We start from the raw sequence: 4,307 nt of genomic DNA, 5'->3' as shown, positions 1-4,307 counted from the left end.
CTCGGGGAGGGTCGGCTCGGAAGCGGGCGTGCGCCGGGTCTGGGTATCCTGCATGCAGGGGTCGTCCTCTCGCGGTTCAAGGGCGTCGGGAAAAGCGGGCCTTGAGGCCCCGTGCCTTTCCGGGGCGGGGATCGAACGTGCGGGGACGCGGGTGGTTCGCTGCAGTGCGGTCGCGATGTGGGGAGGCGCACATGCCGGGACGGGGCGCATCCCGTCCCTCGGGCGGCCCGTCCCTCAGGCCGTCCGTCCCGAGAGGGCCTCGTAGCCGAACGGGGTCGAGGGGCGGCCGAGCGCTGCCGGAACGGCGGCCTGTCCGGCGCGGCGGGCATGGACCGTCGCCATGGTGAGCACCGCCATGGCGAAGACCTGGTGCGCGAGCGCCGCCCAGAGCGGGACCGCGAGCAGCAGGGTGGTGATGCCGAGGGCGGCCTGGGCGACCACGAGGCCGGCGATGCCGGTTGCCCGGCGGGCCGTGCCCGAACCCGGCCGCGTCCGGCGGGCGTCGAGGGCATGGACCAGCGCGACGACGAGGAGCAGGTAGGCGGTCAGGCGGTGGTTGAACTGCACCAGGGCGAGGTTGTCGACGAAGTTCTCGATCCAGGGTGTTCCGGCGAAGAGCTCCGCCGCCGGCGGCACCAGGTGCCCGTCCATGGTCGGCCAGGTGTTGTAGAGAAGGCCGGCCTTCGACCCGGCGACGAGACCGCCGAGGAAGATCTGGACGACCACGAGGGCCATGATCGCCACGGCCGTCCGGCGCAGGCGCGGCGTGTCGGCCTCGGCGGCCGGATCGGGCGCGCGCAGGCCGGCGGCGAGCCAGACCAGCCCGGCCAGGATCAGGCTGGCGGTGGTGAGATGGAGGGCGAGCTTGAGCGGGGCCACGGCGGTCATGCCGGGCTGCAGGCCCGAGGCGACCATGATCCAGCCGATCGCCCCCTGGAGCCCGCCGAGGATGCCGAGGCCGATGAGGCCGAGGCCGAGGCGGCGGGTCAGGGCGCCGCGCCACCAGAACCAGAGCAGGGGCAGGAAGAACACCAGCCCGACGATTCGCCCGAGCAGGCGGTGGCCCCATTCCCAGGCATACAGGACCTTGAAGTCCGCCAATCCCATGCCCTGGTTCAGGATACGGTACTGGGGCGTGTCGCGGTACTTGTCGAACTCGGCGGCCCAGGCCTCGGCCGAGAGCGGCGGGACCGCGCCCGTGACGGGACGCCACTCGGTGATCGAGAGTCCGGAGCCGGTCAGCCGCGTGGCGCCGCCGACCGCGACCATCCCGACGACGAGGGCGGCCAGCAGGTAGAGCCAGATCCGCACGCCCCGCTGTCCGGGTTTCACGCCGGTCGCCTGATCGCCTGCTCGCACCACGGTCTTCCTCGCATCCCGCCCGGGCGCCGCTCGGCGCACCACGGATGGATGCGGGTTAAGCGAGGTAGGCGCTGTGGGCAACGCTCAGCGGCGACGCACCGCCCGGCGCGAGGCCGTCGGCATCGAGTTCCCGCTGCCGGGCGAGCGCGAGCATCTCAAGTACGGCGATGACGATCCAGGGCCCCGCGATCCCGATGAAGAACGTCATGCGTCCGAATCCTCCCGCGCGCGTGTATCGATGCCGCGTGCGCGACGGATGATAGGTCACGCGTGGGGTTGTGCAAGGCGCGAACGCGCGCGCACGGACCGCTCGGCCCTCACTGGAGGGTGAGGACGAGCTTCCAGGCGAGGAAGGCGAGGACGCCGGCGCCGAGGCATCGGCGCCAGGGATTCACGCCGCGCACCATCTCGTCGACGGCCCACCAGGCCAGGGCGACCCCGCCGACGACGCGCAGGGTCGGGCCGATCCGGCCGCCTGGCCCATCGAGCCAGGCGACCGCCGCGCAGGCGATGAAGATCAGGAGCGGCGCGTTCGGCCACTGCCCGATCGTGATCGCCCCGGTGCGACGGTTACGGAAGAACCAGTCGATCGCGTTCAGGTCGGGACCCCGCTCTCGGCCTTCCGCGCGGGGGCGCAGATCTGCGGGGACACCTTGTCGAGGTGCTCGCAGGCATTGCGCAGGTACCAGGTCCGCAGCTCCGGCTGGCCGGGCGCCACGTACATGGCGACGAGCACGAAGGCGACGGCGCCGACGATGATGAGGGTGAGAAGACTACGCATCGGGGCAACTCCCAGGACAGGTCAGGCGCCTCCTCCCTCCGCCCGCCGCTTCCGGTGATCCGTCGATCCGGCGGCTGAAAGCCCCGGCGGGTCCTGGACAAAGAAACAGCCCGCGCGCCGATCACGGCATGCAGGCTGTGTAAGCTTGGGAGGATCGAGAGGCTGTTGAGACCTGCCTGACAACGGCTGCCGGCGGCGACGGTTCCCGGGCGTCGCGCGGGAAATCGCGTCAGGCCGCCTCGAACAGCGGCACGATGCGCATCCCCGGCACCAGGACCAGGCCCTTGTCGGTGATGCGGATCTCCGGGATGACCGAGAGCGGGATGAGGTTGAACCCCATATAGGGAATGCTGCACCCGGCCCGGTCCCAGGCCTCCTTCAGCACCCGGACCTCCTCGGCCACGGCGGTGACGCGCTTGTCCGACAGGAGCCCCGCCACCGGCAGCGGAACCAGGGCGACGACGCGGCCGTCCTCGACCACGCAGACACCGCCCTGGATCGCGCTGAGCGCATCGAGGGCGACGCGCATGTCGGGCTCGTTCAGGCCGGCGACGATGACGTTGTGCGAATCGTGGCCGACGCTGCTCGCCACCGCGCCGCGCCTCAGCCCGAAGGCGCGCAGCAGGCCGTGGGCGACGTTTCCGGCCCGGCCGTGGCGCTCGATCACGGTGACGAAGCAGAGGTCGTTGGCCGCCAGCGTCGCGGGCCAGTCCGGCCCGGGGTCGAGCTCGACGATCTCGTGGGTGAGTTCGATGCCCGGCAGCGTGGTGCGGATCGCGTTGATCCGGCACGGGCCCGCGGGCAGGTCCGGGATCAGGGCGGGCAGCGGGTCGGGCAGGTGCATGGTGGCGTAGGCCGGCGCCGGATAGCGGTAGGGGCGCGACAGGGCGGCGTCGAGGCGCGGGGTGATCCGCCGGTTCTCGACCACCAATTCGCCGCCGTACCAGGTGGACTGGGGCACGAGGTCGTCGTCGAGGAGCACGAGGTCGGCCCGGCGGCCGCCGCCGAAGCCGCCGATCTCGCCGTCGAGGCCGTAGCGGGTGGCCGGATGCAGCGAGCCCATCGACCAGGCCTGCACCTTCGGGATGCCCATGCGCACCGCCTCGCGCACCACCCAGTCCAGGCCGAAGGCGAGGAGGTCCTGCGCGTCGCGGTCGTCGGTGCAGACGCAGATGCGCTTGGCCGCGGCCCCGTAGTCCAGGATCGTGCCGATGGCCTTGGGCAGGCTGTGCCAGGGAGTCGTCGGCGGACCGCCGCGCAGGTAGATCCAGACACCCGCCTCGAGCAGGTCGTCGGCAATGTCGCGGTCGATGGCCTCATGCGTGTCGGTGACGCCGCTGGCGGCATAGGCCGCCACGAAATCGCGCCCGTAGATGTGGCCCGAGACCGGGCGCCCGCGCTCCAGGGCGGCCTGGAGAATGGCATGGGCACGGGGATCGCCCTCGCAGACCGCGACGAAATCCATCTTCTCGCCGAGGCCGATCGCCTCCGGCCAGGCGTCGAACAGGGCCGCGATCTTGGCCGCGTCGAGGTTGCCCCCCGCCGTCTCCAGCTCGGGCGAAGTCGCCGGCACCGTGCTCGGCACCGTGAGGTAGATGTTCAGCGCCGCGGCGCGGGCATCCTCCAGCATCCAGGCGATGCCGTCCGTGTCGAGGACGTTGCCGATCTCGTGGCTGTCGCAGACGATCGTGGTGGTGCCGTTGAGGAGCGCGGCCTCGGCATAGGCGCAGGCCGTGACCATGCTGCTCTCGATGTGCAGGTGCGGATCGACCAGTCCCGGCGCGAGCAGGCCGCCGGCGAGGTCCTGGCGCGGCGCGCCCCCGCGATAGGTGCCCGCCGGCTTGACCGCGGCGATCCGGCCGCCGGCGATCCAGACCTCGCGGTCCGGCAGGAGACGCTCGGAATAGGTGGAGAGCAGGCGGGCGCCGGTGAGGACGCGATCCGGCTCGGCCCGGCCCGAGGCCACGGCCGAGAGGTGTCGCGTCATCCGGCTCAGGGGCTCGACGGAAAAGCGCGTCAGCGGTCGCGTGTCGGTCATGCGGTCTCCCGGGTCCTCGGGGGCCGGCCGCCCGGCCCCTGCCGCGCTCCGGCGCACGCATCGTGCCAGAGCACGGCCCCGGGCGACAGGCGGCCCGCCTGGGGAACGGGGACGGCGGGGCCGTGC

General features: G+C 72.3%; 5 protein-coding genes. All 5 read right to left on the bottom strand.

Annotation, left to right across the window (positions count from 1 at the left end):
• Positions 1 to 234: 234 nt before the first annotated feature.
• Entirely contained in the window at positions 235 to 1,362 is a 1,128-nt protein-coding gene (locus AC3WLN_RS23690) for a COX15/CtaA family protein (protein ID WP_492485382.1), read from the bottom strand.
• A gap of 55 nt (positions 1,363 to 1,417) precedes the next feature.
• Positions 1,418 to 1,570 carry a hypothetical protein gene (locus tag AC3WLN_RS23685; RefSeq protein ID WP_463769026.1) on the bottom strand — a complete coding sequence of 51 codons (153 nt, stop codon included), beginning with the start codon at positions 1,568 to 1,570 and terminating at the stop codon, positions 1,418 to 1,420.
• Between the two features lie 109 nt (positions 1,571 to 1,679).
• On the bottom strand, positions 1,680 to 1,961 hold the full coding sequence (locus AC3WLN_RS23680; RefSeq protein WP_492485384.1) for a hypothetical protein: 282 nt from the start codon (positions 1,959 to 1,961) through the stop codon (positions 1,680 to 1,682).
• Positions 1,958 to 2,143, bottom strand: coding sequence for a hypothetical protein (locus AC3WLN_RS23675; protein ID WP_463769028.1), 186 nt, complete (start codon positions 2,141 to 2,143; stop codon positions 1,958 to 1,960). The genes AC3WLN_RS23680 and AC3WLN_RS23675 overlap by 4 nt, the downstream gene beginning before the upstream one ends.
• Before the next feature lie 229 nt (positions 2,144 to 2,372).
• The gene (locus AC3WLN_RS23670) at positions 2,373 to 4,181 is read right to left on the bottom strand and encodes an adenine deaminase (RefSeq protein ID WP_492485379.1); all 1,809 of its coding nucleotides are present in this window, start codon (positions 4,179 to 4,181) and stop codon (positions 2,373 to 2,375) included.
• Positions 4,182 to 4,307 lie beyond the last annotated feature (126 nt).

It is taken from the genome of Methylobacterium sp. FW306-05-D (assembly GCF_058782155.1).
This window is presented reverse-complemented; position numbering and strand designations above follow the sequence as displayed.

Coding starts and splice junctions, on each gene's coding strand:
- AC3WLN_RS23685 (WP_463769026.1), bottom strand. CDS start 1,570: ATGACGTTCTTCATCGGGATCGCGGGGCCCTGGATCGTCATCGCCGTA.
- AC3WLN_RS23675 (WP_463769028.1), bottom strand. CDS start 2,143: ATGCGTAGTCTTCTCACCCTCATCATCGTCGGCGCCGTCGCCTTCGTG.
- AC3WLN_RS23670 (WP_492485379.1), bottom strand. CDS start 4,181: ATGACCGACACGCGACCGCTGACGCGCTTTTCCGTCGAGCCCCTGAGC.